The following is a 26126-nucleotide window of genomic DNA, read 5'->3' on the forward strand; positions in this document are numbered from 1 at the left end:
GGGGACGAGCCGTACGACAATCCGACACAAACGGTACGTATGCGAGCGCGATCCGGAGCGCAACGACGTGGCGCGGACGTGTTCGATCGAGGCCGGTACTGTTCGGCGAATGAGCTCGCTTAATCTCGACGACTTCACCGATCTGATCGAGCGCCCCGACGGAGGCGTACGCCGTGACGCCGAGGCGCGGCGGGAGCGGCAGATCGTCCCGCCCGGCGCCCTGGGCCGCCTCGACGACCTGGGTGAGTGGCTGGCGGCCGCGCAGTCCGCGGTGCCGGTGCGGCCGATCGAGCATCCGCGTGTCGTGCTGTTCGCGGGTGACCACGGGATCGCCGCCCTGGGCGTGTCGGCACGCCCCGCGGGCACCGCCTCCGCGCTGGTCCGGTCGGTCCTGGAGGGCGCGAGCCCCGCCGCGGTGCTGGCCCGTCGGCTCGGCGTGCCCGTGCGGGTGATCGACATGGCACTGGAGGGCGACCCCGAGGGGCTGCCCGCCGAGGTCGTGCGGCACCGGATCCGCAGCGGCTCGGGCCGGATCGACGTCGAGGACGCGATGACCCTGGAGGAGGCCGAGGCCGCCTTCCGTGCCGGGGTCGCCCTCGCGGACGAGGAGGCGGACTCCGGTACGGACCTGGTGGTGCTCGGGGACATCAGCGTCGGCGGGACCACCGCGGCGGCCGTGCTGGTCGCGGCGCTGTGCGGAACGGACGCGTCGGTCGTGACCGGCCGGGGCGGCGAGGCCATCGACGACCTGACGTGGATGCGCAAGTGCGCCGCCGTACGGGACGCGCTGCGGCGCGCCCGGCCGGTGCTCGGCGACCAGCTGCAGCTGCTCGCGACCGTGGGCGGTGCCGACCTGGCGGCGATGACCGGGTTCCTGCTGCAGAGCGCGGCACGGAAGATGCCGGTCATCCTCGACGGGGTCGTGTCGGCCGCGTGCGCGCTGGTCGGACAGCGGGTCGCGTTCCGCGCCCCCGACTGGTGGCTGGCCGGGCAGAACAGCGGGGAGCCGGCACAGGCGAAGGCGCTGGACCGGATGGCCCTCGAACCGCTGCTCGACCACGGGGTGACGGTGGGCGAGGGTGCGGGCGCGCTGCTGGCACTGCCGCTGGTGCAGGCCGCGGCGGGGCTCGCGGCGGACCTTCCGGAGGCCCCCTCCCCCACGGCCGAGGCGGAATCCGGGACCAAGCCCGACCCCGAGTCGGATGCGGAGCCGCAGTCGCAGTCGGGCCCCGCCTCCGAGCCGGCCCCCGGACCGGGCACCGACTCCTGACCCAGGACCCCACGGACCCCACCGGCCCCTGACGACGAGCCCGTCGCCGGGGGCCGGTCCTCGTTCGCCACGCGGGTCCACGGCGCATCGCGCGTCCCGTCCCTCCCCCGTACCGGCGACCTCGCGCCATATCATCGCGCTTCATGGGAGATGCCCGAATTGTCGTAGATCAGGAACGGGCGTCGGCCCGCCGGAGCGACGGGGACCGGCGGTCCACGGCCGCCTCGCGGCGGGCCGCGTCCTTCGCCGTCTGGTATCTGCGCGCGGTCACGTTCATCAACTTTCTGAGCGCCGCGTGGGTCTCGCTCGGTCAGGACGTACGACGGCACAACACGGAGAACTACTTCACGCCCTACCTGCTGACCGCGGGTTTCGCGTCCGGCGTGTTCACCATGTTCCTGGCCATCACGATGCGGCGCCGCAAGCGGGCCGCGTGGATCCTCAACTCCGTGCTCAGCGGCCTGTTCCTGCTGCTCTTCTCGGTCGCGATGGCCTTCCCGGAGATCCGCCAGTACGCGCAGAACTGGGTCTCCCTCGCGTTGACGGCGGGCTTCGTGGGCGCGCTGGCCGTCGGCCGCCGGGAGTTCTACGCCAAGGGCGACCGGTCGAACCCGAGGCTCGCCGCGGTCGTCGGGGTGGGCGGCCTGCTGGTCACCTCGCTCCTCGCGGCGCTGCTGGTCACGGTCACCAACACCGCGGGGGACGCGCGGCGTTCGACCTTCCTGGACCGCTGGCGCTACGGCACCCTGCGGCTCGTGTCGGTCGCCGCGGACGACTCCCACTATCCCGGCATCGCGCCGCCCAACTGGGTCAACGTCACCGTCAACGTCCTCAGCACCCTGCTGGTCCTCGCCGTCCTCTACGCCGCGTTCCGCTCCCGGCGCGCCGTCGACCCGTTCACGGAGGAGGACGAGAAGCACCTGCGGGTCCTGCTCGAACGCAACGGCGACCGGGACTCCCTCGGCTACTTCGCGCTGCGCCGGGAGAAGAGCGTGGTCTGGTCGCCGACCGGCAAGGCGGCGGTGGCGTACCGCGTGGTGGGCGGGGTCTCGCTGGCCAGCGGCGACCCGCTCGGCGACCCCGAGGCCTGGCCGGGCGCCATCGAGCCCTGGCTCGCCGAGGCCCGGGAGCACGGCTGGATCCCGGCGGTGATGGGCGCGAGCGAGGAGGCCGGCACGATCTACGCCCGGCACGGCCTCGACGCGCTGGAACTGGGGGACGAAGCCCTGGTCGAGACCGCCGAGTTCACGCTCGAAGGACGTGCGATGCGCACCGTGCGGCAGGCGTACAACCGGGTCAGGCGGGCCGGGTACCGGGTGCGCATCCGGCGGCACGAGGAGATCCCGGCCGACGAGATGGCGTATCTGCTGCGGCGCGCGGACGACTGGCGCGACGGGGCCACCGAGCGCGGCTTCAGCATGGCGCTCGGCCGGCTCGGCGATCCGGACGACGGGCGCTGCGTGATGCTCGAATGCACCGACGGCGAGGGCGTGTTGCGGGCGGTGCTGTCCTTCGTCCCGTGGGGGCCGAACGGGTTGTCCCTGGACCTGATGCGGCGCGACCGCGGCTCCGAGAACGGGCTGATGGAGTTCATGGTGATCGAACTCCTGCGGCGCGCCCGGGAGATCGGGATCACTCAGGTCTCGCTGAACTTCGCCATGTTCCGGTCGGTCTTCGAACGGGGCGCGCGCCTCGGCGCCGGGCCGGTGCTGCGGCTGTGGCGCTCGCTGCTCAGCTTCTTCTCCCGCTGGTGGCAGATCGAGTCGCTGTACCGCGCCAACGCCAAGTACCGGCCCATCTGGGAGCCGAGGTTCCTGCTCTTCGAGAAGAGCGCGGACCTGCTGCGCATCGGTGTCGCGTCCGCGCGGGCCGAGGGCTTCCTGGAGGCGCCGGGCCTGCCGAAGTGGCTGCACCGCAAGCATTTGGAGTCGCACAGATGAGACGGACGGGAACCGGCGCGGGGCGAGCCGCGGGAACCCGCGGATGAACCGGCTCGCCCGCCGGGCCCGCGCCGAGTGGGGTCCGCTGTACCTCGCCGTGAGCCGGGGCCTCGCGCGGCGGCGGTGGCGGGCGGTCCCGGTGACGCTCGGCGCGGTGTGCCTGACGGCGGTGCTGCAGTTCGTGCAGAACCGGTCGTGGGGCTTCCAGGCGGTGCAGGACCTCGGCTCGGTGCGGGCGGAGGACCCGCTGTGGCTCGCCCTGCTGCGCACCCCGCTCTCCCTGTTCGTACCGGCGCTGGACCTTCCGGTGTGGGGCGCGCTCGCGCAGATCCTGCTCGTCTTCGGGATCGCCGAGATCTGCCTGGGCTGGTGGCGCACGCTTCTCGTCGCGTACGTGGCCACGCTGGCCGGGACCCTGTACGCGCGGGTCGGCATCGCCCTCGGCCCGCACCATCCGCTGGGCCTGCCCGGCGCCGACGCGCAGATCGTGGACACCGGCCCGTCGGCGGCCGTGGTGGGCCTCGCGGTGTTCCTCGGCTGGCGCTACCGGGCGTATGTCACGGCGGGACTGGTGATCGCGGCGATGGTGGTCGAGGTGCTGTTCAAGGACAACCTGGCCGGCAAGGAACATCTGGCGGCCATCGCGGCGGTGCTGGTGATGTGCGGCGTCTCGGCCGTGCGTCACCGGCGCTCGGGCAGGGCGCGGGCGGGCTCCGGGTCGGGTTTGCCGCCGATCCAGTCCTGAACCCTGCGGCTGGGACCCGCCCAGCGGCGGTCGTGCCGGTAGGCGCGCAGCCGGGACCGGGCGCGGGCGCGCGGCCGACGCCGATAGAAGCGCTTGGCCCAGGGCGAGCCGGGCTTGGCCAGCCGGATCATGCCGATGAGCGCGACGAAGGGGACGATGACCCCGAAGATGGCCGTGCGCGCCTTGCCCTTGCTGAGGGCGAGCAGCGCGAAGCAGAAGTTGAGGGCGATGGTGACGATCGCGCTCGTGCGGTCCTGGAGTTCCTGGTCGTTGACGTCGTTGACGCCGAACGGCGAGAAGCCGCTGAGCACCAGGCCGACGAGGGCCGCCGTGAGCACCACGACCTCGACGCTCTTGCGGCCGTCCTCGGTCCAGTAGACGTCGTCGAGGTGCAGGATGAGCGCGAACTCGTCGAGCACGAGGCCGGCGCCGATGCCGAACACCACGGCGAACGCGGAGGCCCCGAAGCCGTACCGGCCGCTGGCCACCGCGCCGAATCCGCCGACCACCGTGAGCACGATGCCGGGGACCACGTGGTGGATGTGCAGGTCGCCGGCCTTGACGTTGCCGAAGGGGCCCTTACCGGCCCGGATCATGCGCACGATGACGCGGGTGACGACGAAGGTCACGACGAACGAGGCCAGGGCGAGCAGCATGGGGAGCTTGCCCGGCTCGACGATGTTCCGCTGCAACCAATGACCCATATGCGAACTTTATCCACCGGCGCCGTGTCCGCCCTCCGGACGGCCGGATAGCCTGCGCCGGTGTCCACGACCCCTTCCGCCTCCTCACGCGCCGACGGCCTCCGTTTCGCCTTCGGCACCCTCACCGTGCTCCCCGTGACCGTGACCCGCTGGGACCGGGAAGCCGCCCGCGGCGGCATGCTGTGCGCTCCGCTGGCCGGTCTCGTGGTGGGGGCGGGCGCGGCCCTGGTGGGTGTGGCCCTGCTGGCCATGGGGGCGGGGCCGCTGCTCGCGGCCGTGGCGACGGCGGCCGTCCCCGCGGTTCTGACCCGGGGGCTGCACCTCGACGGCCTCGCGGACACCGCGGACGGGCTGGGCAGCGGCAAGCCCGCCGAGGACGCGCTGCGGATCATGAAACAGTCGGACATCGGCCCGTTCGGGGTGATCACCCTTCTGTTCGTGCTGCTGGCCCAAGTGGCCGCACTGGCCGAGGCCTACGGGAGCTCGTGGTCCCGAGGCGTCCTGGCCGCCGTCCTCTCGGCGGTCGTGGCCCGCCTCGCGCTGACGCTCGCCGCCCGCGCGGGAGTGCCGCCGGCCCGCCCCGAGGGCCTGGGCGCGGCGGTCGCGGGCACCGTGCCGGCCCGCTCGGCCCTGCTCGTGGCGGCTGCCGTGACGGTCGCCGCGGCCGGCGGGGGTGCGCTCGTCGGGGTGGACGACCTGGTGCGCGCCGTGGTGGCGGTGGCCGCCGCCTGTCTGGCCGCCGAACTGCTGCTGCGGCACTGCACGCGCCGCTTCGGGGGTGTCACCGGCGACGTGTTCGGCGGCCTCGCCGAGACGGCCGCCACGACGGCGCTCGTGGTGCTGGCCCTCGGCTGACGGCCCCGCGCCGCGGGCCGGGGCGGTTCACGCGGCGGGCTCCAGGCCGCAGGGAAGCGTGCCCCAGGGGTGGTCGCCGGCGCCGGGGACCGCGCAGTACAGGCCGGCTCCCCGCTCCCGGGCCAGGGCCGCGGCATCGGCGCCGGGCGGTACGCCGTGGACGAGATGGCACAGGTCCGCCCCGGTACCGGTCCACGGCGGCGGGCCCTTCCTGCGGTAGCCGGCCCAGGTGCCCTCGAAGGTGACGAGGACATCGGCGACGCCGGCGTACACGGGGTGCGGGGTCGTCCCGTGGTTGAGGACGAGCGTGCCCCGGCAGGCCGCAGCGAGCCGCCGGTAGTAGGCCACGCCCGATTCCGAGGCGGCGGCCTGGTCGAGGAACGTGCCGTCGGTGCCGTACCAGGAGCGGTGCCGCGACACGTCGCGCAGGACGTCGGCGAGGGGCCGTCGCCCGTAGTCGGTGTCGACGTAGCCGAGGACCCGGACGTCAGCGACGCGCAGCCGGGCGGCGACCTCCGCGAAATCCGGGTCGGGGTCCTCGCCGGGTCCGCTGGCCGGGTTCAGCACCACTCCGTACAGCCGTGGTGCCGCCGCCAGGAGCGCCTCCCACTCGGCGGGGCGGACGGCCGGGTGCTCGTAGTAGGGGACGAGGAGGGAACGGTCCGTACGGGAGGCGACCGGGCCTTCGGATCCCCTGGACGGCCCGAGGTCGGGGGTGCGCATGGGCGGGCTCTCTTCCGGGTGCCGGGGTCGGGGGCGGTTCATCGGTGGGCGGTGGCCCTGCGCAGCCGCGTGCAGACCAGGACGGTCTGGGCGACGGCCGCGGTGCCGTGGACGAGCAGGGCCACCCGGCTCGGGTCGCCCACGCGGGTGACCAGGGCCTCGGTCTGGACGAGGGCGGCGGCGCAGACGACGACGGCCGTGCCGGTGACGGCACCGAAGGACTGGAGCAGCAGCCCGGTCCACAGGACCGCGCCCAGCAGGAGCAGCCCGGCGAGCCGGACGGCGTCCGTGGACGCGGTCGCGTGCGGCCACAGCGCGGAGGTACCGACGGTGAGGGCGAGCAGCGCGGTGAGGTAGGCGGCGAGGCAGCGGACGAGGACGCCTCCGGTGACCCGCCGGAAGGCCCGTGCCGAACCTCCCGCCCGCAGTCCGGCGAGGCTCCCGCTGCGGAAGCGGTACAGCAGCCATTCGGCCGGCCCCATGCTGAGGGTCAGTGCGACGGCGGCCGGTGCGGCGACCGTCGTACCGGCTCCCGCGAGGACGTCGCCGAGGGCCGCGTGCAGCACCAGGACACCGCTGCCGAGTCCGAAGAGCGCGTACGGGAGGGTTCCCGCCGTCCGCCGCGGGGTGGACCGGCGGGCGCGGAGCCGTCCGGCGACACCGATCCGGCCGGGAGGAGAGGGCCGCTTCCCCCTCGCGGGCCGGCCCGCGGATGCGGGGCGGGGCACTCCGGTCCGCCCGGAGGTCCCCGCTCCGCGCGTCGGCGGCGTGTGCGGCGGGCTGCCGGCGGCCCGGCGGACACCGATCCGGCCCGCGGCACCGCGACGACGGGGAGCCGCGGTCCGCTTCCCGCCCGCCGACAGGCCCACGGAGGCCGGGCGGGGCACTCCGGTACGGCCGGTGATCTCCGCGCCGTGCCGCCGGGATCCGTACGGCAGCAGGGCGGCGAGCACGGATCGCCGGCCGCCCTCGCCCGACTCCCGTGCGGCGGGCGCGACTTCGCGCAGGCCGAGCAGGGCGACGGCGGCGAGCGAGACCAGCAGGAGGGCCGTGCGCGCGAGGTCGGGGACCGGGTGCAGGACGGCGACGACCGCGCCCGCCGTCACGGGTGCCAGGGCGGCGAGCAGGAGCCGTTCCCGGCCCATCACCAGCAGCACGGTGGCGGCGCCCAGGTAGGCGGACTGCCCGGCCGCGAAGACCACGGCGCCCGGACGGGCGGGGCCCGCCACCGCGAGGGCCACCAGGGACCCGAGCAGCGCACCGGCCGGGGTTCCCACCAGCAGCACGCGGCGCGCGGCCGCCCGGTCGCCGAGCCCGAGCCAGGTGTACGCGCGGTGCGCGAGCCCCTGGTTCCAGGTCCAGCCGCACAGCGCGCCCGCGAGCATCGGGACGGTTCCGGACGGCAGCCCGAATCCGTCCCTGGGGCCGGCGAGGAGCGGTGCGGCGAGGACGTGGCCGAGGCCGGGGAGGGCGAAGACGATGCCCCGGAGGAGGCAGCCGAGGAGACCGATCCGCCAGGGGTCGTGGGGCGGCTCCGCCGGTTCGGGGTGGTTCCGCGCGACCCGGCCGTACAACTCCTCGGCCAGCGCGAAGGAGTTCCGGACGCCGTAGCGTTCGCGTATCTGGCCGTCGGACATGCCGTCGGACTCCAGAGCCGCGGCGACCTCGTCGGGGTGGACTGCGGCCGCGACGAACTCGGCCATCCTGTCGGCGAGTTCGTCGATCGGATCGGGGCGCGCCCAGCTCGGGGAACGGCGCTGGGCGGGCAGCGCGGCAAGGGTGTCCTCGACGTCCTCGAAGGCGCCGGGCGGGCGCAGGGTGTCGCTCACCGGCCGGTCCCGTCCGCGGCGACGGCCTGGTACCAGGGGTCGCGGAGTTCGACGGTCCAGTCGGCGACGGTCTCGACGGTGGGCTCGTAGACCGCGGGCCGTCCGGCGAGCTCCTGGTAGATCGTCCGGAAGGCGTCGACGGAACGGCGCAGCGTGAACCGGTCGATGACCCGCTGCCGGGCCGACTCGCCGAGTTCCGCGCGCCGTTCGTCGTCGCGGAGCAGGGTGAGGGCGGCGGCCGCCATCTTCTCCGGTTCGCGCGGCGGGACGACGAGGCCGGTGTCCCCGACCGCCTCGCGGACCCCGCCGACGTCCGTGGAGACCGTCGTCCGGCCGCACGACATCGCCTCGATGATGGAGAAGGGGAAGCCCTCGGAGATGGACGACAGCATGACGACGTGTCCGGCCGCGTAGGCCCGCCACACCTCGCTGATGCGGCCCTCGAAGGTCAGCCCGTCGGTGACGCCCAGTTCGGCGGCGAGCTTCTCCAGGCGGGTCCGGTACGCCTCCCCACCGGGTGGTACGGGGCCGAACAACCGCAGCCGGGCGTCGGGGAGTTCGGCGCGCACCATGCCGTAGGCGCGCAGCAGGGTCTCCAGGTCCTTGATGGGGTCGACGCGGCCGCACCAGGTGAGGGTGGGCACGGCGGGTTCGGGGCCCGCGTGCGGGAAGGCGTGCGGGTCGACGCCGTTGTAGACCGTGCGGATCCGGTCGCCGTCGGCGCCTCCGCGCTCCTCCCAGCGCCGGTTGTACTGGTTGCAGGGCGTGATGAGGTCGGCGGCGCGGTAGCCGAGGGAGTTGAGTTCGCGGTAGAAGCCGAGCATGAACGCCTTGACGGGCCAGCGCTGTTCGGCGGCGCGATAGCCCAGGTAGCGCTCGCGCAGGTAGATGCCGTGCTCGGTGAGCAGGAACGGGACGCCGTCGAGGTGGTGCGCCGCGAGGGCCGGCAGCGTGGCGAGGCCGCTGCTGACGGCGTGGGCGACGGAGTCCTCGGGCACGCGGACGCCGAGCGGGCGCAGTGCGTGTTCCAGCAGGTCCGTCGCCGTGAGCGCGTCGTGCACGGTGGGCGCGGCGGCTGCCGTCGGCAGGTGCGGCAGGGTCCAGATCCACATCAGGGAGCGCAGGGCGGCCTCGCCGCGCAGGGCGGCGGAGAGGCGTCCGTCGCGGGCGAGGACGGCCAGTTCGTACAGGGCGTCGCCGAAGTCCCCGGGCCGGTCCGGGTCCGGGTCGAGGAAGGCGAGCAGGAACCGCTCGTAGGTGTCGGTGAAGCGGCGGCGGGCACGGCCCCGTGGTGCCCGGGCGCGGCCGGGCCGCGGGCCCCAGGTGGGCACCGGGGTGTGCCGGTAGACGTTGGGCGGCAGGTCCCACGTCACGGGTTCGCGGCCGCTGCCGGTGAGCGAGACGACGTGGAAGTCGACCTCGGGCATACCCCTGACGAGCTGGTCGCACCAGGTGCTGACCCCGCCGTGGACGTGCGGGTAGGTGCCTTCGGTGAGCATGGTGACATGACGGCCGGTGCGCATCATGCGCGGTTCCCCCCTGGGACGGTTCCGTCCGGAGGGCGCCCCCGGCCCCCCGGTTGCACGGCTCGGACGCGCACCCCGGCCGGTCGGACCGGGGTGCGCGTCGTGCCGCGAGGCTGCTCCTCTAGCCGGGCAGGTTGAGCTTCAGAGCGGACTGGAGGAGCTCCGGGGTGGTCCAGTCGTTGCGCTGCCCGGCGTACGCGGTGCCGAACACGGCCGTGCCGAGCAGGAGTTGCTTCTTGGTCCCCTCGGGCACGGTCACCGGGATCTGCGTGCCGGACGGGGCGGTGACGGTGACGGTGCTGCCGACGCGGTAGGCCGTGACCTTGCCGCCCGCCAGGGCCGCCTGCCAGGCGGTGCGGCGCTGCAGTTCGGTGCCGATGGCGCTCTGCCGGGGGTTCTGCAGCGGGGCGTTGTCGGCGTAGATGGCCCGGTAGTCGGCGAGCACCTTGTCCAGGACCGGGTAGAGGATGCGGTCCTCGGCCAGGTTGGACTGGTGGACGTAGTGCGGACGCGGGTCGTTGCCGATGGCGTGTCCGAGCGCGGTGCGCGCCTCCTGCGGGACGATGTGGTCGGCGTAGCCGGTGGCCGTGTCCAGCGGGGCCGGCAGACAGGTCGACGTCGCGTTGTTCTCGCAGAGGCCGCTGCCGCCGTCGGCCTTCGAGGTGTAGATCCAGTTGTACTCGTCGGCCATCTCCGCGGCCCGGCCCGCGTTGTAGTACACGTTCATCGGGTAGCGCGGCACGGTCAGGGCGCTGCCGACCGAACGCTGAGCGGGCTCACGGGAGTTGTCGGAGCCGGTCCATTTGACGCCGTTCGCGGACAGGGCGCCCGCCAGGTTCGGGTTGTCGTCGGGCTGCTGGGGCAGCGTCCGCAGGCCCGAGTGCTCGCCGGTGACCAGCTCGGTGCGGTCCGTGGACAGACCGTGCGAGGAGGCCCAGCTGTTGTTCTGCGAGATCTCGGCGGAGATGTCGGCCCGGCTCATGTACTTGGTCGTGCCGTCGGCGTTCTTCGAGCAGCTCCACGGCACGGTGGTGGTGTCCTGGACGCAGCCGAGGAACAGGTGCGTGTAGGTGTGGTTCACCCAGCGGTACTTGGCCCGGTCCGCGAGCAGCCTGGTGGCGAGGGCGTCGGTGCCGCCGTTCTCGCTCCTCCACTCCTCGCCCGCGCCCGCGTTGAAGACCATGTCGAGGGTGAAGCCGTGGGCGGCCTGCCACTGGGCCGCGTAGGCGGCGTCGTCGGCGGTCATCCGGATCGGCGTGGTGCTGTCCTCGCCGTTTCCGCCCGCGCAGTCGATGTCGCCGGGCGTGCAGTTGCGCTGGGAGTCCCAGCGGGCGTCGGGCGCGAAGACGTCGTCGACGTGGACGGAGAAGTAGTTCCTGCTCTGCCCGAGGTGCACGCCCTGCGTGAGCCACTCGACGATGCCGCGGGCGAGGACCTTGAACTGCTTCTGGTTCTGGTTGTACGCGAACGTCACCACGAGTTCGCGGCGGCCGTCGTGCGCGTACTGCCCGAGCAGCGTGCCGCCGGTGGGGGCGTTCAGATAGCTGGTGAACCCCTCCCTCGGGTGCGCCGCGTAGCCGTAACTCTCGTCCACCGCGGGGTCGTTGTCCTCGAAGGTGAGCGGTCCGTCGAGGTAGCGGAACGGTCCTGCGGTGCCCGCGGCGGTCACCTGCGTACGGAGGCCGTCGAGGACGCCGGACCAACCGCCGTTCTGGTCGGTGTAGTCGAGCCCGACCTCCGGGTGCGCCCACGTGTAGGCGTCGACCTGCGGGATGGCGAAGGTCTTCTCGTAGGTCTCCAGGGCGGTCTGCTCGGCCGAACCCGGGCCGAACGGCGCCTCGTTCGGGAGGACGACGCCCTGATACCTGGCGCGCGGGACGCCGTTCACGGTGTCGCTCAGGAACGCGGCGTCGATCTTCGGGCGGCCCGTGTCGGTCAGGTCGAGCGTGGTGTACGGGATGCCGCTGTTCTTCAGCTCGGCGGTGATCGCGGCCACCTGGCCCGCGCCGTTGTCGACGACCAGGACCTTGAGATCGATCCTCGGCGTGGTCGCCGCGGTCGCGCCGGGTGCCCCCACTCCCAGCGCGAGGAGTCCGGCGGCCGCCACGGCGGCGGCCGTCGCTCTCTTTCGGTGCGTGTTCGGTGCCATGTCGACGTCTCCCCCTCGAAGATCCCTCTTTTCGGTGGAAACCGAGAGGGATCTGTGGAAATCATGCAAAGCAGCGGGCGCCGTGCCCGCTGGAACACGACGAGTGTTGCTCAGGTCACCACGAGTGAGGGGCGGGAACAGGACAAGGGCACCACCTCCAGGTGAACGCCCGCAGGAATGAGCGAAACGCGCGCCCGAGCGTAGGCTCGTCCCGGGTACTCGCCCGGCTCCTGGCAGGGGCCCCGGCAAGGACCGCCCCCGAGGACGGATCTAGGGTCAGCCGTCGGGCCCGGTCGACCCACCTCTCTCGGCCAGAAGAACTTTCAAGGAAGCGGAGATCTCACCACCGTGACTGCTCTCACTCTCAGCACCGCCGCAGCGTCCGGTCTGCGGGCCGACGCGATCGTCGTCGGCGTCGCGAAGGGCCCCAAGGGCCCGGTCGTCGCGCCGGGCGCCGAGGCCGTGGACAAGGCGTACGACGGCGGGCTCGCCGGAATCCTGGAGACCCTCGGCGCCTCCGGCTCCGAGGGCGAGGTGACCAAGCTGCCCGCACCCTCCGGATTCAAGGCCCCCGTCGTGCTGGCCGTGGGCCTGGGAGCCGCTCCGGAGGAGGACGACAGCTTCGGCGCCGAGGCGCTGCGCCGCGCCGCCGGTGTCGCCGCCCGTGCGCTCGCCGGTGCCAAGAAGGCCGCGTTCGCGCTGCCCGTGACGGACGCGGCCGACGCCGGTGCCGTCGCCGAGGGCGCGCTGCTCGGCGCGTACTCGTTCGACGCGTACAAGGACAGCGGCCGCTCCGGCGACTCCGCGAAGAACGGCAAGGGCCCGCTCGGCGAGGTCACGCTGCTCGGCGGCAAGCCCCGGGACGCCGCGTACAAGGCTGCCGTCGCACGCGCCACCGCCCTGACCGACGAGCTGAACCGCGCCCGCGACCTCGTCAACACCCCGCCGAACGACCTCAACCCGGAGTCCTTCGCCGCCGTCGCCACCGCGGCCGGCAAGGAGCACGGCATCAAGGTCCAGGTGTTCGACGAGAAGGCGCTCGTCAAGGGCGGCTTCGGCGGCATCCTCGGCGTCGGCGCCGGCTCGGCCGCCGGTCCGCGCCTGGTGAAGCTGTCGTACACCTCCTCGAAGGCGAAGAAGCACCTCGCCTTCGTGGGCAAGGGCATCACCTACGACTCGGGCGGCATCTCGCTGAAGCCGGCCGGGCACAACGAGACGATGAAGTGCGACATGGCCGGCGCCGCCGCGGTCTTCGCCGCCGTCGTCACCGCCGCGCGTCTCGGCCTGGACGTCAACGTCACCGGCTGGCTCGCGCTCGCCGAGAACATGCCGTCGGGCTCCGCCACCCGCCCGGGTGACGTGCTGCGCATGTACAGCGGCAAGACCGTCGAGGTCCTCAACACCGACGCCGAGGGCCGGCTGGTCCTCGCCGACGCGCTGTGGAAGGCCTCCGAGGAGAAGCCGGACGCGATCGTCGACGTGGCGACGCTGACCGGCGCGATGGTCCTCGCGCTCGGCAACCGCACCTTCGGCGTGATGGCCAACGACGACGCGTTCCGCGCCTCGATCGTCGACGCCGCCGAGGAGGTCGGCGAGGAGTCCTGGCCGATGCCGCTGCCCGAGCACCTGCGCAAGGGCATGGACTCCCCCACCGCGGACATCGCGAACATGGGCGAGCGGATGGGCGGCGGCCTGGTCGCCGGTCTGTTCCTGCGCGAGTTCGTCGGCGAGGGCATCACCTGGGCCCACGTGGACATCGCGGGCCCGGCGTTCAACGAGGCCGGTCCCTTCGGCTACACCCCCAAGGGCGGCACCGGCTCCGCGGTCCGCACCCTGGTCCGTCTCGCCGAACTGACGGCGGCCGGCGACCTGGGCTGAGCCTCCGGGCGACGAACGGCCCCGGGTGTTCCCACACCCGGGGCCGTTCGTCTGGCCGTAGGACGGTTTCGTCTTCGACGAAATCCGCAGGTTCGCCCTGCCCCGCACCCTGTCGACGTGATGGATCAGACGTCCCACAGACCGGCCCGGCGTCTCGCTCGCCCTCGACAAGTGCGAAGATGGGTTCTCGGCAGGACAGGGCCCCCACCACAGGGCCGAAGAAGAGCGGCCGGACACCAGCCGCCGACCGGTCACTGGAGACCGGCGTGGCGCACATGCATGGAGGACGTGACGTGGCGAACGACGCCAGCACCGTTTTCGACCTAGTGATCCTCGGCGGTGGTAGCGGCGGTTACGCCGCGGCGCTGCGTGGAGCGCAGCTGGGTCTGGACGTCGCCCTGATCGAGAAGGACAAGGTCGGCGGTACCTGCCTGCACCGTGGGTGCATCCCCACCAAGGCCCTGCTGCACGCGGGCGAGATCGCCGACCAGGCCCGCGAGAGCGAGCAGTTCGGCGTCAAGGCCACCTTCGAGGGCATCGACGTACCCGCGGTCCACAAGTACAAGGACGGAGTCATCTCCGGTCTGTACAAGGGTCTGCAGGGTCTGATCGCGTCCCGCAAGGTGACGTACATCGAGGGTGAGGGCCGCCTGTCGTCCCCGACCTCGGTCGACGTGAACGGCCAGCGTGTCCAGGGCCGCCACGTGCTGCTCGCGACCGGCTCCGTGCCGAAGTCGCTGCCGGGCCTGGAGATCGACGGCAACCGCATCATCTCCTCGGACCACGCCCTCGTCCTGGACCGCGTGCCGCAGTCCGCGATCATCCTGGGCGGCGGGGTCATCGGCGTGGAGTTCGCCTCCGCGTGGAAGTCCTTCGGCTCCGAGGTCACGATCATCGAGGGTCTCAAGCACCTCGCGCCCCTAGAGGACGAGAACTCCTCCAAGCTTCTTGAGCGCGCGTTCCGCAAGCGCGGCATCAAGTTCAACCTGGGCACGTTCTTCTCGAAGGCCGAATACACCCAGAACGGCGTCAAGGTCACCCTCGCCGACGGCAAGGAGTTCGAGGCCGAGGTGCTGCTCGTCGCCGTCGGCCGCGGCCCGGTCTCGGCCGGCCTCGGCTACGAGGAGCAGGGCGTCGCGATGGACCGCGGCTACGTGCTGGTCGACGAGTACATGCGCACGAACGTCCCGACCGTCTCCGCCGTCGGTGACCTGGTCCCGACGCTTCAGCTCGCGCACGTCGGCTTCGCCGAGGGCATCCTGGTGGCGGAGCGTCTGGCCGGTCTGAAGACCGTTCCGATCGACTACGACGGTGTCCCGCGGGTGACGTACTGCCACCCCGAGGTCGCCTCCGTGGGTATCACCGAGGCCAAGGCCAAGGAGATCTACGGCGCGGACAAGGTCGTCGCTCTGAAGTACAACCTGGCGGGCAACGGCAAGAGCAAGATCCTCAACACCTCGGGCGAGATCAAGCTCGTCCAGGTGAAGGACGGTGCCGTGGTCGGCGTCCACATGGTCGGCGACCGCATGGGCGAGCAGGTCGGCGAAGCCCAGCTGATCTACAACTGGGAAGCGCTGCCGGCCGAGGTCGCCCAGCTCATCCACGCCCACCCGACGCAGAGCGAGGCGCTCGGCGAGGCCCACCTCGCCCTCGCGGGCAAGCCGCTGCACTCGCACGACTGATCAGCCTCCGGGCTGTTCCCAGTCACCCGCGTCGAGCAGGGCGCGACGACCACAGACTTCCGCACCATTCGTAAGGAGCAACAGAAACCATGCCGGTTTCCGTAACCCTTCCGGCGCTCGGTGAGAGCGTCACCGAGGGCACCGTCACCCGCTGGCTGAAGGCCGAGGGCGAGCGCGTCGAGGCCGACGAGCCGCTGCTGGAGGTGTCGACCGACAAGGTCGACACCGAGATCCCCTCGCCCGCCGCGGGCATCCTCGCGTCCATCAAGGTCGCCGAGGACGAGACCGTCGAGGTCGGCGCCGAGCTGGCCGTCATCGACGACGGCACGGGCGCGCCCGCCGACGCCCCGGCCCCCGCCGCCGAGGAGGCCCCGGCCGCCGAGCCGGAGCCCGCCCCGCAGGCCGCCCCGTCCACCGAGGCCGAGGCCCCCGCGCCGGCCCCGACCGCCGAGGCCGCGTCCGGCGGCGGTTCCGCCGAGGGCACTGACGTCGTCCTGCCCGCGCTCGGCGAGTCCGTCACCGAGGGCACCGTCACCCGCTGGCTGAAGGAAGTCGGCGACGAGGTCGCCGAGGACGAGCCGCTGCTGGAGGTGTCGACGGACAAGGTCGACACCGAGATCCCCTCGCCCACCGCCGGTGTGCTGCTGGAGATCGTGGTCGGCGAGGACGAGACCGCCGAGGTCGGCGCCAAGCTCGCCGTCATCGGAGCTCCCGGTGCCGCTCCGGCCGCCGCGGCTCCGGCCGCTCCGGCCGCTCCCGCCGCCCCCGCCGAGAAGCCCGCTCCGGCTCCGGCCCAGCCGCAGGCCCCGGCGGCACCCGCCACCCCGGCTCCGGCCCAGGCCCAGCCGCAGGCACCTGCCGCTCCGGCCCCCGCACAGCCGCAGGCCCCGGCTGCTCCGGCTCCCGCGCAGGCCGCGCCCGCCCCCGTCACCCCGGCCCCGGCGCCCGCCGCGACCTCCGGTGACGACGGCGCGTACGTGACCCCGCTGGTCCGCAAGCTCGCCGCCGAGAACGGCGTCGACCTCGCGGCCGTCAAGGGCACCGGCGTCGGCGGTCGTATCCGCAAGCAGGACGTCATCGCCGCCGCCGAGGCCGCGAAGGCCGCCGCCGCGGCTCCGGCTCCGGCCGCCTCCGCTCCGGCCGCCTCCGCCAAGAAGGCGCCGGCCCTGGAGGTCTCCCCGCTGCGCGGTCAGACCGTCAAGATGCCGCGCATCCGCAAGGTCATCGGCGACAACATGGTGAAGGCCCTGCACGAGCAGGCCCAGCTGTCCTCGGTCGTCGAGGTCGACATCACCCGGCTGATGAAGCTCCGCGCGCAGGCGAAGGACTCCTTCGCGGCCCGCGAGGGCGTCAAGCTCTCCCCGATGCCGTTCTTCGTGAAGGCGGCGGCCCAGGCCCTGAAGGCCCACCCGGCCGTCAACGCCCGGATCAACGTGGACGAGGGCACGATCACCTACTTCGACACCGAGAACATCGGTATCGCGGTGGACTCGGAGAAGGGCCTGATGACCCCGGTCATCAAGCGCGCTGGCGACCTGAACATCGCCGGCATCGCCAAGGCCACCGCCGACCTGGCGGGCAAGGTCCGGGCGAACAAGATCACTCCGGACGAGCTGTCCGGCGCGACCTTCACCATCTCCAACACCGGTTCGCGCGGCGCGCTCTTCGACACGATCATCGTGCCCCCGAACCAGGTCGCGATCCTCGGCATCGGCGCCACGGTCAAGCGTCCGGCCGTCATCGAGACGGAAGAGGGCACCGTCATCGGCGTCCGCGACATGACCTACCTGACGCTCTCCTACGACCACCGTCTGGTGGACGGCGCCGACGCGGCCCGTTACCTGACCGCGGTCAAGGCGATCCTGGAGGCCGGCGAGTTCGAGGTCGAGCTCGGCCTGTAGTCAGGGCAGCGGCAGCCACCGCACCGTCACCGCGCCCCCGTCCGGAGTTCCGGACGGGGGCGCGGTGTCGTCCACCGTCCCGCGGGCGAGACCTCACTCCCTCGGGGCCGCGGGACCGTCCACCGTCCGGGAGACGGCCGCCGGTGCCCGTCCGGACCCCGGGTCCGCCGCGCGGGTCTCCATCGGCCGGCAGCCGGCCAGCCCGGCCGCCACCAGCGCGACCGCCGCCACCGCGACCGCCGCGCGGACTCCCCTGACGCGTGCCCGACCGTTCATGTCTCCCCCTGGGGCGGACCGGGGCACACCGTCGGCGCGCCCTCCTCGTCCGTGACCACCGCGTACGGTGCGGTGGGGTTCCCGGGGTGACACGGACGTGACGCGTCCGGACACCGTCCGGTACGGGTCTTTACGGGCGGGATCGCTTCGACAACGTGTAAGTCTCGTCTCACCTGCGGTAAAGCGCCCCCATGCGCCCCTCCCCGGCGCGGGCACGGCCTTATTGTCTAAACGTCAAACGCCCTCGGGGTCCCGCACTCCTCCCAAAGGAGCCTTCATGACCGCGCCCGTCGTCCACTCGCTGCGCGAACAGATCCGCGAGCACATCGTGGAGGGGATCGTCAGCGGTCGCTGGAAGCCGGGCGAGCGGATCGTGGAGCGGCGGATCGCCACCGAGCTGGAGGTCAGCCAGACCCCGGTGCGGGAGGCACTGCGCGAGCTGGAGTCGCTGCGACTGATCGAGTCAGCGCCGAACAAGGGCGTGCGGGTGCGGAACCTGACCGCCGCCGACCTGGAGGAGAGCTACCCCGTACGCGCCGGCCTGGAGGCCATCGCGGCGGAGCTGGCGGCCGACCGTCTCGCCGACGACTGCTCGGCCCTGGAACCGCACGTGAGCGCCCTGTACGAGGCCGACCGGCTGTCCGACGGCACCGGCCAGGTCCGGCACACCGTGGGCTTCCACCGGGAGCTGGTGCGGGCGGCCGGGAACTCCGTCCTCCTGCACACCTGGGAGGGCCTGGGCATCGAGGTCTTCACGGCCCTGTCCATAAGGTGGCTGGGGACGGTGCAGCAGTCGTACGCGGAGGAGCACGAGGCCCTCGTGGACGCCTTCCGGCGCCGCGATCCGCTGATCGCCGACCTGGTCAAGGCCCATGTCCTCGGGTGCGCACCGCGTCCGTGAGGCGTGCGTGGCGGCCGTGCGCCGGGACGTTCGACCCGGCACCCGACCCCGGTGACTCCCGGCGGGCCGCGCCCTGCGGGCACAGTGGAGCACACCCGCGCTCAAGCGTGCCCTCACCTGCGGGAATCCCGATTTTCGAGGCACCCCGTGCCTGAGGGCACGGCACGCCGTGCCGACTTTTCCGATCTGAAGAGGTTTTCTCCCGGAACCCTTTGATCGATCATCGATCAGGGAGTTACAGTCACCGACGGGCTCCCACCCGAGCCTCCCGCCCTGTCCTGCCAAAGACCAAGGGCACCCCCGAAAACCCCTTGCCGAAGAGGGAACCCCCCTCCGCATCCGGAAGGCGGCGCAATGACCGACCCCACCGCAATCCAGCCGAGCGAGCTCGACCAGCTCCCGGACCGCGACCCCGAGGAGACCGCCGAATGGCAGGCCTCCCTGGACGCCGTCACCCAGGCGGCCGGGCCGCACCGTGCCGCGTACCTGATGCGCCGCACGCTGGAGCGCGCCGAGGGCAACGGTCTCGCGCTGCCCAAGCTGCTCGAGACCGACTACGTCAACTCCATCCCGACCTCCGCCGAGCCCACCGTGGACGGTGACGAGGCGATGGAGTCCCGGATCACCGCGTGGAACCGCTGGAACGCGGCCGCGATGGTCACCCGCGGCGCGAAGCACGGCGTGGGCGGCCACATCGCCACCTTCGCCTCCGCGGCCTGGCTCTACGAGACGGGCTTCAACCACTTCTTCAAGGGCAAGGAGGCCGACGGGTCCGGCGACCAGCTCTACATCCAGGGCCACGCCTCCCCCGGCATCTACGCCCGCGCGTTCCTCGACGGGCGCCTGGACGAGCAGCACCTGGACAACTTCCGCCAGGAGTCGGGCGGCAACGGCCTCCCGTCGTACCCGCACCCGCGCCGGCTGCCCTGGCTGTGGGAGTTCCCGACCGTCTCCATGGGTCTCGGCCCGCTGTCGGCGATCTACCAGGCACGCTTCAACCGCTACCTCACCAACCGCGGCATCAAGGACGTCTCGGCGTCCCACGTGTGGGCGTTCCTCGGTGACGGCGAGATGGACGAGCCGGAGTCGACCGCGGCACTCGCACTGGCTTCCCGCGAGGGCCTGGACAACCTGACCTTCGTCATCAACTGCAACCTCCAGCGCCTCGACGGCCCGGTGCGCGCGAACTTCAAGATCGTGCAGGAGCTGGAGGCCCAGTTCCGCGGCGCCGGCTGGAACGTCGTGAAGTCGCTGTGGGGCAACGCGTGGGACGAGCTGTTCCAGCTCGACACCACGGGCGCGCTCGTCCGCCGCCTGCGCCAGGTACCCGACGCGCAGGTGCAGACGTACCAGACCCGCGACGCCGCCTACATCCGCCAGGACTTCTTCGGCGCCGACCCGGCGCTCGTCGAGATGGCGAAGCTGCTGAGCGACGACAAGATCCTGGAGTGCTTCCACCTCTCGCGCGGTGGCCACGAGGCGCGCAAGGTCTACGCCGCGTACCGGGCCGCCGTCGAGCACAAGGGCGCGCCGACCGTGATCCTGGCCCAGACGGTCAAGGGCCACACCCTCGGCGAGGGCTTCGCGTCGAAGAACGCCAACCACCAGATGAAGAAGCTGTCGACGGACGAGTTCAAGCAGATGCGTGACCTGCTCGAACTGCCCATCTCCGACAGCCAGTTCGTCGACGGCGTGGTGCCCTACGGCCACCCGGGCGCCGACTCCCCCGAGGTCCGCTACCTCCAGGAGCGGCGCGCCGCCCTCGGCGGTCCGGCCCCGGCCCGCCGCACGCACCCGCTGGCCCCGCTGCCCGCCGCCGCCGACAAGGCGTTCGCGTCGTTCGACAAGGGCTCCGGCTCGCAGAACGTGGCGACGACCATGGCGTTCGTCCGCCTCGTCAAGGACCTGGTCCGCGACAAGGAGACCGGCAGGCGCTGGGTGCCGATCGTCCCGGACGAGGCCCGTACCTTCGGTATGGAGTCGCTCTTCCCGTCGCTCGGCATCTACTCGCCCAAGGGCCAGACGTACGAGCCGGTCGACCGCGACCAGCTGATGTACTACAAGGAGGCCAAGAACGGCCAGATCCTCAACGAGGGGATCACCGAGGCCGGTTCGATGGCCGACTTCATCGCCGCGTCCACCGCGTACGCCACGCACGGCGAAGCGATGATCCCGTTCTACATCTTCTACTCGATGTTCGGCTGGCAGCGCACGGCCGACCAGATGTGGCAGCTCGGCGACCAGCTCGGCCGCGGCTTCCTGGTCGGTGCCACCGCGGGCCGGACGACGCTGACCGGTGAGGGCCTGCAGCACGCCGACGGCCACTCCCCGGTCATCGCGGCGACCAACCCGGCCGCGCTGTCCTACGACCCCGCGTTCGCCTACGAGATCGCGGCGATCGTCAAGGACGGTCTGCGCCGGATGTACGGCGAGGCGGCCCCGGGCGAGGACCAGAACGTCTTCTACTACCTGACCGTCTACAACGAGCCGATGCAGCAGCCCGCGAAGCCCGCGGGTGTCGACGAGGGCATCCTCAAGGGCCTGTACCGCTTCAACACGGCGGAGTCGGCGGGCGTGAACGTGGCCGCGGCGAACGCCCCGCGGATCCAGCTGCTCGGCTCCGGCACGGCGATCCACTGGACGCTCGCCGCCCAGAAACTGCTCGCCGAGGAGTGGGGTGTGGCCGCCGACGTGTGGTCCGCGACCTCCTGGACCGAGCTGCGCCGTGACGCGCTGGAGGCCGACGCGGCCCTGCTGCGCGGCGAGGAGCGGGTGCCGTTCGTCCGCCAGGCGCTGCAGGGTGCCGAGGGCCCGGTCCTCGCGGTCTCCGACTACATGCGCCAGGTCCCGGACCAGATCGCGCAGTGGGTCGAGCAGGACTGGTCCTCGCTCGGTGCCGACGGCTTCGGTCTCTCCGACACCCGCGCGGCGGCCCGCCGCCACTTCGGTGTGGACGCCGAGTCGATCGTCGTCGCGGCGCTCGCGCAGCTCGCCCGCCGCGGTGAGGTCAAGGCGTCCGCGGTCAAGGAGGCCCGGGAGCGCTACGGCCTGTAGGCCCCGGCGGCGACAGCGGTCGCGAGGACGGCGGTAAGAGGGACATCCGGTGAGGGGCACGGCGCACGCCGTGCCCCTCATCGGCGTTCCCGCCGTGACCCGGGTGTCAGCGGCCCGTCTCCTCGTTGTCAGTGGGGCCCGGCATCATGAACGCATGCGCGCTGCTCGTCTGATCAAGATGGTGCTGCTGCTCCAGACCCGGACGTCGATGACCGCCGCCGAGCTGGCGCGGGAGCTGGAGGTGTCCGAGCGCACCATCACGCGGGACGCGCAGGCACTCTCCGAGGCGGGGGTCCCGGTGTACGCGGACCGGGGCCGGGCCGGCGGCTACCGCCTGGTCGGGGGCTACCGGACGGGACTCACGGGTCTGGCGCGCGGCGAGGCCGAGGCGCTGTTCCTGAGCGGGGTGCCGGGGGCGCTGCGCGAGATGGGCCTGGAGGACACGGCGTCGGCGGCCCGGCTGAAGGTGTCGGCGGCACTGCAGCCCTCGGTGCGGGACGCCTCGCGGACGGCGGCGCAGCGATTCCATCTGGACGCGCCCGCCTGGTTCAGCGAGCCGCAGACGCCCGAGCTGCTCCCGTCGGTCGCGGACGCGGTCTGGGACGACCGGCCGATCCTCGCGCGGTACCGGCGGGACGCCTCGGAGGTGGAGCGGACGCTCGAACCGTACGGCCTCGTCCTCAAGGCGGGCCTGTGGTACCTCTGCGCACGTGTGTCCGGTACAGAGGCCTTCCGGGTGTACCGGATCGACCGGTTCACCGCCGTCGAGCCCGGCGCGGAGCGCTTCCGGCGGGAGGACGGGTTCGACCTGCCGGGGTTCTGGGCGGAGCGGGCCGAGGAGTTCGCCCGGTCCGTCCTGCGGGCCGAGATCACCGTCCGGCTGTCCCCGGACGGCATGCGCCGGCTGCCGTACGTGCTGGATCCGGCGTCCGCGAAGGAGGCGCTGGGGACGTCCGGTGTGCCCGACGGGCAGGGCTGGGTGGGCCTCACGCTGCTCATGGAGTCGGAGGAGGTCGCCCGCGCCCAGCTGCGCGGACTCGGACCGGAGGTGGAGGTGCTGGCTCCGGCGTCGTTGCGGGAGCGCTGCGCCGAGGACGCCGTCCGGTCGGCCGCGCTCTACCGCTGATCGCGTTCCGTGGAGGGCCGCGGACGCACGCCGCTTGAAATCCGTACGAACCCGGCGGTTTTACCTTCGGCATGTGCACGCATAACAATCTGCGCCACTCCGCGTGCGTCCCTCCCGCGCAGGCCCGATGCTTGACCCGTGATGGACGAGACGGAGTTCTGGCAGCTGGTGGATTCGACCCGCGAGGCTGCCGAGGGCGACCCCGAGGAACAGGCCGACCTGCTGGTCGAGCGGCTCGTCCAGTTGGACCCTGACTCGGTCCTGGACTTCGCCCGGCACTTCGAGTCCCGCTACAACCGTGCCTACCGCTGGGACCTGTGGGGCGCCGCCTGGGTCCTGCTGGACGGGGCCAGCGACGACGCCTTCGACTTCTTCCGGTGCTGGCTGATCGGCCAGGGCCGGGAGGTCTTCGAGGGCGCGATGCACGACCCCGACACGCTCGCCGAGCTGCTGGACGACTTCGACGAGGAGATCGACGGCGACGGCGAGGAGCTCGGGTACGCGGCGGACGAGGCCTACGAGCAGCTGACCGGCGCCGTGGCGCCTGACCTCGGCATTCCGGGCGCGGCCTCCGAGCCGGCCGGTACCCCGCTGGACTTCGAGAACGAGTCCCTCGTCGCGGAGCGCTACCCGAAGCTGTGGGAGCGGTTCCGGGAGAGCTGACCTCGGCCCTGCCCGGCACGGAGCACGGAGGGCCCCGCCCGGGGCGCCCGGCGCGGGTCCGGAGCACCTGCCCGCACGGGTCCGGAGCACCTGCCCGGGAGCCCGGCGCCGGGCGCTTGCGCCGCGCGGACCGTCGGCGGCGCGCTCAGGCCGTCGTTCTGCGCCGGGTGAGATCCGCGGGGAGGCGTGCCTGCGGCTGCTCGACCCGCACGGTGTGGCGCAGGGGCGCCGCATTGGCCTGTCCCAGCGCGGAGGCCGTGGCCGCCGCCGGACCGAGGACGACCGTCGCCACCGCGCAGACCACCACCCAGGGGCCCCGGACTCCGCTCGCCCAGCCGCCCGCCCGCTCCGGGTGTCCCGCGTTCTCCCGCCGGCTGATCTTCATCATCCCCACCTCCGGTCCGTGTGTACGCCCGATGCTGGGCGGCTCGGCTCTGCGGAGGCTGTGGGCGGCCTGCGGCGCGGCTGTGACCGGTCGTGCGGGCTCGACAGGGACGGGATCCGGGACGGGAGCCGGGTCGGGGAGCTGGGCGACTCGGGAGGGTGGTCAGCGGCCCTGGTAGCGGGCCGCCTCGGCGCGGATCTCCGGGAGGCGGGCGGCGAGGGCGGCGCCGGGGCAGCTCGTCATGAAGCCGTCGTCGTGCCCGGCGATGGTGGGCAGGACGGCTGTGCTGCCCTTGGGGTAGCGGCTGAGGCTGTTGCTGGAGACGAGGCGGACGGTGGCCCGGGGGTCGACGCCGCCGAGACCCAGCTTCCAGGCGGCGAGGCGGGCGATGGCGTCGGTCATGGCCTTCGGCACCGGCACGCCCGTCGTGAAGGTGCCGATCGCGGCGATCCCGGCGGTGCGGTGGTTGAAGCCCTGGGCGTGGGCTCCGGTGACGGGCCGGGCGACACCGCCGGCGCGGCCCTCGTAGATGGTGCCGCAGCGGTCGACGAGGAAGTTGTAGCCGATGTCGTCCCACTGCTTGGCGCCGGTCTGGCCCGCGTAGAGGTCGGCGATGATGCGGGGCACGTCGGCGCAGTCGTAGCCGTTCGGCGAGTCGGTGTGGTGGACGAAGACCGCGACGACGCGGTCGTCGTAGCGGGGCGGCGGCTGCCGGTGCGGGTCCGCGGAACGGAGCCACGTCGACCGCGGCACGATGGGCGGCCGTTCGACGGGGCGTTCCGCCGCCGCCCGCGCCGTCACCCGGGGCGCGACGGCCGCGCGCGTGACGGTACGGTCCACGCCCGCCGCGCAGGTCACGAGCGCGGCGACGGCGAGGAGGCCCGGCACGCAGGCCAGCAGGACGAGGGCCGGTTTCGGCAGCGCCGCCCAGGGGCGGCGCGGACTCCACGGTCCGGGGGGCCGGGGCTCGCGCCCCGATCGTGTGCGGGCCCCGTCCGCCCGGGGTTCCGGGCGTCCGTGGCGTACGGGGCGGGGTTCTCGCCGCCCGTTCCGTATTCGAGGCCCCCGAGTCTTCCCGAAGACACGCATGGACCCACCCTGACCCGGATCCGCGCGGGCCGCGATGTGTGGTGTGCCACCCGGTGGAACCATCAGGTGTGTCCGGGACGTTTTTACAGGTCCACGCGTGTGTGGTCGTTTCCGCGGCACCACACGCGCGTGACTGATCAATGGGCCCGCCCGGCGCGTACTAAGGGGCCCCAGAGAAAGGCGGCTCCGTGGACGTGCTCGACCTCCTGCTGATGCTGGTCATCCTGGCCTACGCGGCGTCCGGGTACCGCCGTGGCCTGGTGGCCGGCTGTGTCTCGTTGGCAGGTTTCGTGGGTGGCGCCGTGATCGGCGTGTGGGTGCTGCCCTGGATGATGGAGCTGGTCACGGCGGGCACCGCGGCGGCGACGGTCACGGCGGTGCTCACGGTGCTGGTGCCCGGAGTGGTGGGTCACGAGCTGGCCGGACGGCTGGCCATGAAGCTGCGCCGGGAGCTGGACCAGGGCCCGCTGCGGGTCGCGGACGGGATCGGCGGGGCGGCGGCGAACACCCTGGCGGTGCTGCTGGTGGCCTGGGTGGCCGCGAGCGTGCTGGGCGCCTCCTCGTCACCGGTGGTCACGCAGTCGATCCGCAACTCGGCGCTGCTGGGTGCCGTGCAGAAGACGATGCCCGAGACCACGCCGACCTGGTTCTCGCGCGCCACCTCCGCGCTCACGGAGGCGGGCTTCCCGCAGGTCTTCAACCCCTTCGAGAACGAACCGACGGCGGGCGTCGCGCGGCCCTCCGGCGACAGCGTCACCCCGTCCGCGACGAACGCCGCGAAGCTGAGCACGGTGAAGGTCGAGGGCGTGTCGGGCAACCAGGGCCGCGAGGGCAGCGGTTTCGTCTACTCCGCGCAGCGCGTGATGACCAACGCCCACGTGGTGGCGGGCATCGACCGGCCGACCGTCCGGGTGGGCGGGGTCAGCCGGCCGTATCCGGCGCGCGTGGTGCTGTTCGACCCGCAGAAGGACGTCGCCGTGCTGTACGTGCCGGGCCTGCGGGCCCCCGTGCTGCCCTTCGACGGGGTCGCCTCGCGCGGCGACTCCGCGGTGGTCGCGGGCTATCCCCAGGACGGCGGCCTCGACCTCCAGGCGGCCACGGTGGCGAGCCGGATCAACGCGACGGGCCAGAACATCTACAACTCCGGCACGGTGACCCGCGAGATCTACTCGATCCGCTCGACGGTCCGCCCGGGCAACTCCGGCGGCCCCCTGCTGACCACCGACGGCAAGGTGTACGGCGTGGTCTTCGCCCGGTCGACCTCGGACAGCGAGACGGGGTATGTGCTGACCGCGCACGAGGTGGCGGGCGACGCACGCAAGGCGACGCACGCCACGGCCCGCGTCGACACGGGCGACCTGGTCACGTCCTGACCCGGGGCGGGCCCTGTCCCGAGCCCGGGTTCAGGCCCCCGGCCCGGTTCCGACGCT

The 26126-nt window shown here is 72.9% G+C and carries 20 protein-coding genes; 12 read left to right on the forward strand and 8 right to left on the reverse strand.

Going from position 1 to position 26126, the window contains the following annotated elements:
- Positions 1–109: 109 nt before the first annotated feature.
- The 3 genes from cobT (at position 110) to B0675_RS41225 (ending at position 3955) form a co-directional block, all read left to right on the forward strand.
- Positions 110–1270, forward strand: coding sequence for a nicotinate-nucleotide--dimethylbenzimidazole phosphoribosyltransferase (gene cobT, locus B0675_RS00890; RefSeq protein ID WP_081216817.1), 1161 nt, complete (start codon positions 110–112; stop codon positions 1268–1270).
- Positions 1271–1413: 143 nt separating this feature from the next.
- On the forward strand, positions 1414–3210 hold the full coding sequence (locus B0675_RS00895; protein ID WP_081216818.1) for a phosphatidylglycerol lysyltransferase domain-containing protein: 1797 nt from the start codon (positions 1414–1416) through the stop codon (positions 3208–3210).
- 43 nt (positions 3211–3253) lie between these two features.
- Entirely contained in the window at positions 3254–3955 is a 702-nt protein-coding gene (locus B0675_RS41225) for a hypothetical protein (RefSeq protein WP_179165214.1), read from the forward strand.
- Here the strand turns inward: B0675_RS41225 and B0675_RS00905 are convergent.
- Complete coding sequence (locus B0675_RS00905; RefSeq protein WP_081216819.1) at positions 3892–4659, reverse strand: hypothetical protein; 768 nt, start codon at positions 4657–4659, stop codon at positions 3892–3894. The genes B0675_RS41225 and B0675_RS00905 overlap by 64 nt on opposite strands.
- A gap of 60 nt (positions 4660–4719) precedes the next feature.
- On the opposite strand from B0675_RS00905, the gene B0675_RS00910 reads away from it, so the two are divergent.
- Positions 4720–5514 (forward strand): adenosylcobinamide-GDP ribazoletransferase, encoded by a 795-nt coding sequence (locus B0675_RS00910; RefSeq protein WP_081216820.1) that lies wholly within the window; start codon positions 4720–4722, stop codon positions 5512–5514.
- 27 nt (positions 5515–5541) lie between these two features.
- Here the strand turns inward: B0675_RS00910 and B0675_RS00915 are convergent, their stop codons facing one another.
- From B0675_RS00915 to B0675_RS00935, 4 genes are all read right to left on the reverse strand, one after another.
- Positions 5542–6237, reverse strand: coding sequence for a spherulation-specific family 4 protein (locus B0675_RS00915; RefSeq protein WP_081216821.1), 696 nt, complete (start codon positions 6235–6237; stop codon positions 5542–5544).
- Positions 6238–6275: 38 nt separating this feature from the next.
- Positions 6276–8066, reverse strand: a complete 1791-nt coding sequence (locus B0675_RS41800; protein WP_241539659.1) for a hypothetical protein — start codon at positions 8064–8066, stop codon at positions 6276–6278.
- Positions 8063–9592: a GT4 family glycosyltransferase PelF gene (gene pelF, locus B0675_RS00930; RefSeq protein ID WP_081216822.1), complete on the reverse strand. Its 1530-nt coding sequence runs from the start codon at positions 9590–9592 to the stop codon at positions 8063–8065. Before pelF ends, B0675_RS41800 begins: the two co-directional genes overlap by 4 nt.
- 121 nt (positions 9593–9713) lie before the next feature.
- The gene (locus B0675_RS00935) at positions 9714–11741 is read right to left on the reverse strand and encodes a hypothetical protein (protein ID WP_081216823.1); all 2028 of its coding nucleotides are present in this window, start codon (positions 11739–11741) and stop codon (positions 9714–9716) included.
- Positions 11742–12089: 348 nt separating this feature from the next.
- Here B0675_RS00935 and B0675_RS00940 point away from each other — a divergent pair, with 348 nt between their 5' ends.
- The 3 genes from B0675_RS00940 (at position 12090) to sucB (ending at position 17202) form a co-directional block, all read left to right on the forward strand.
- Positions 12090–13619, forward strand: coding sequence for a leucyl aminopeptidase (locus B0675_RS00940; protein ID WP_081216824.1), 1530 nt, complete (start codon positions 12090–12092; stop codon positions 13617–13619).
- A gap of 293 nt (positions 13620–13912) precedes the next feature.
- Complete coding sequence (gene lpdA / locus B0675_RS00945) at positions 13913–15301, forward strand: dihydrolipoyl dehydrogenase (protein WP_081216825.1); 1389 nt, start codon at positions 13913–13915, stop codon at positions 15299–15301.
- A gap of 89 nt (positions 15302–15390) precedes the next feature.
- Positions 15391–17202 carry a 2-oxoglutarate dehydrogenase, E2 component, dihydrolipoamide succinyltransferase gene (gene sucB, locus B0675_RS00950; protein ID WP_081216826.1) on the forward strand — a complete coding sequence of 604 codons (1812 nt, stop codon included), beginning with the start codon at positions 15391–15393 and terminating at the stop codon, positions 17200–17202.
- 93 nt (positions 17203–17295) lie between these two features.
- Here the strand turns inward: sucB and B0675_RS00955 are convergent, their stop codons facing one another.
- Positions 17296–17478: a hypothetical protein gene (locus B0675_RS00955; protein WP_081216827.1), complete on the reverse strand. Its 183-nt coding sequence runs from the start codon at positions 17476–17478 to the stop codon at positions 17296–17298.
- 277 nt (positions 17479–17755) lie between these two features.
- Between B0675_RS00955 and B0675_RS00960 the strand changes: the two genes are divergently transcribed.
- From B0675_RS00960 to B0675_RS00975, 4 genes are all read left to right on the forward strand, one after another.
- Positions 17756–18379, forward strand: coding sequence for a GntR family transcriptional regulator (locus tag B0675_RS00960; RefSeq protein WP_081216828.1), 624 nt, complete (start codon positions 17756–17758; stop codon positions 18377–18379).
- 354 nt (positions 18380–18733) lie between these two features.
- Positions 18734–21433, forward strand: a complete 2700-nt coding sequence (gene aceE / locus B0675_RS00965; RefSeq protein WP_081216829.1) for a pyruvate dehydrogenase (acetyl-transferring), homodimeric type — start codon at positions 18734–18736, stop codon at positions 21431–21433.
- 154 nt (positions 21434–21587) lie between these two features.
- Entirely contained in the window at positions 21588–22559 is a 972-nt protein-coding gene (locus tag B0675_RS00970) for a WYL domain-containing protein (protein WP_081216830.1), read from the forward strand.
- Positions 22560–22700: 141 nt separating this feature from the next.
- Positions 22701–23222 carry a DUF4240 domain-containing protein gene (locus B0675_RS00975; protein ID WP_081216831.1) on the forward strand — a complete coding sequence of 174 codons (522 nt, stop codon included), beginning with the start codon at positions 22701–22703 and terminating at the stop codon, positions 23220–23222.
- 145 nt (positions 23223–23367) lie between these two features.
- Here B0675_RS00975 and B0675_RS00980 read toward each other — a convergent pair whose 3' ends face one another.
- Both B0675_RS00980 and B0675_RS00985 read right to left on the reverse strand, forming a co-directional pair.
- Positions 23368–23610: a hypothetical protein gene (locus tag B0675_RS00980; protein ID WP_241539660.1), complete on the reverse strand. Its 243-nt coding sequence runs from the start codon at positions 23608–23610 to the stop codon at positions 23368–23370.
- Positions 23611–23769: 159 nt separating this feature from the next.
- Complete coding sequence (locus B0675_RS00985) at positions 23770–24528, reverse strand: peptidoglycan recognition protein (RefSeq protein ID WP_241539881.1); 759 nt, start codon at positions 24526–24528, stop codon at positions 23770–23772.
- Between the two features lie 356 nt (positions 24529–24884).
- On the opposite strand from B0675_RS00985, the gene B0675_RS00990 reads away from it, so the two are divergent.
- Positions 24885–26069: a MarP family serine protease gene (locus B0675_RS00990; RefSeq protein WP_081216833.1), complete on the forward strand. Its 1185-nt coding sequence runs from the start codon at positions 24885–24887 to the stop codon at positions 26067–26069.
- The last annotated feature ends 57 nt before the right edge of the window (positions 26070–26126 follow it).

Origin of the sequence: Streptomyces sp. M41(2017), from assembly GCF_002078175.1 — a bacterium.
GTDB lineage: Bacteria > Actinomycetota > Actinomycetes > Streptomycetales > Streptomycetaceae > Streptomyces.